We start from the raw sequence: 1141 nt of genomic DNA, 5'->3' as shown, positions 1-1141 counted from the left end.
GAGCTCGGATGCGGTGGGCATCTGGCCGCCCCAGAAGAGGGGGCTGGAGTGCTGCCAGGTCTTGGCGCGGTAGTCCTTGCCTTCGGGGTAGGCCCCAATGACCGGAGGCTTGCCCCATTTGATTGATACACCGTAGTAGGCCACGAAGGTGGAATCCTGGGCCGCAGTGCCGTATTTGCCGCGGCGTTTCAGGTTGTCGTCCGGTCCTTCGTTATCCAGGAACATGTCCGCAGGCAGCTTGACCTGGTCCAGCAGCGGCTTTTCCCACGCGCCCCAGTTGAGGTTCAGGATAGTGGGCATGGCTTTGGAGAAAACATTCAAGTCTGCTCCCGTCTTCGCGGTTAAATCCCCTGCCTTGCCGATTTGCTTGGGATCCATGATGCCGGACACCATGACGATTGAGCCGAGCTTGTTGGAACTGGCATTGAATTCGTCCGTGTATTTGGTGCAGAGAACGACGCTGCGGGGCGTATAATTAAGGTCGTTCAGCGTTTCGGCAAATTTGATGGACATCATGGCCGTTCCCCTGTCTTCATATCCGCTTCCGGCAAGGTACTGGTACTGAATGCCGTCAGCCTGGTTGATGGCGTAGGAACTGACTTGCCCGGGGCTCTGGTCCCAGCCTTCCTTGAAGGCAAAGTTGTCTACGCGCACATCATTCTTGTTTGCCTTGGACTGCGTGACCATGTTGCCGTGCTCGATCTTGGAGACGACGGGATGAGCGTAAATGACGATTTCCCCCGCCTTGAGCGTGGATACCTCTCCGGCTTTTCCTGCGCCTCCGGACGTTAATTGCGACGTTTTCCGGAACGAGGCTCCAAAGTCGGCAATCTGGCGGTTGTTATAGCCGTCGTTGGGGGAATAGGGAGAGAAGGGGGATTCCGAATAGGTGGCCGAGGAGGGATCCCAGTTTTCAATCAGATTACCTTGCATGCGACCATAGTTATTGGTCTGCATGAGCGGCATGTACCGGTGCTCCCCGAAGAAGGAGCCCCAGGGGCCGCCTTCCGCTCCCTGGAATTTCATGTCCACGTTGTACGGGTTCCACCACACATACACCGGGATCACGGAAACGCGCACGTCAATATGGCCGCCGCGGGCTCCGTGCTGGGCTTCGCGTTTGACGTAGTTCAACCCTACG

The 1141-nt window shown here is 57.2% G+C and carries 1 pseudogene; it reads right to left on the bottom strand.

The features are described 5' to 3' along the window. Nucleotides 1-1141, bottom strand: a pseudogene (locus HHJ06_RS11650) (hypothetical protein); the annotation flags it as partial.

It is taken from the genome of Akkermansia muciniphila (genome assembly GCF_018709685.1).
Lineage (GTDB): Bacteria > Verrucomicrobiota > Verrucomicrobiia > Verrucomicrobiales > Akkermansiaceae > Akkermansia > Akkermansia muciniphila_E.
The sequence above is the reverse complement of the archived record's forward strand: the minus strand, read 5'-3'. Positions and strand labels throughout refer to the sequence as shown.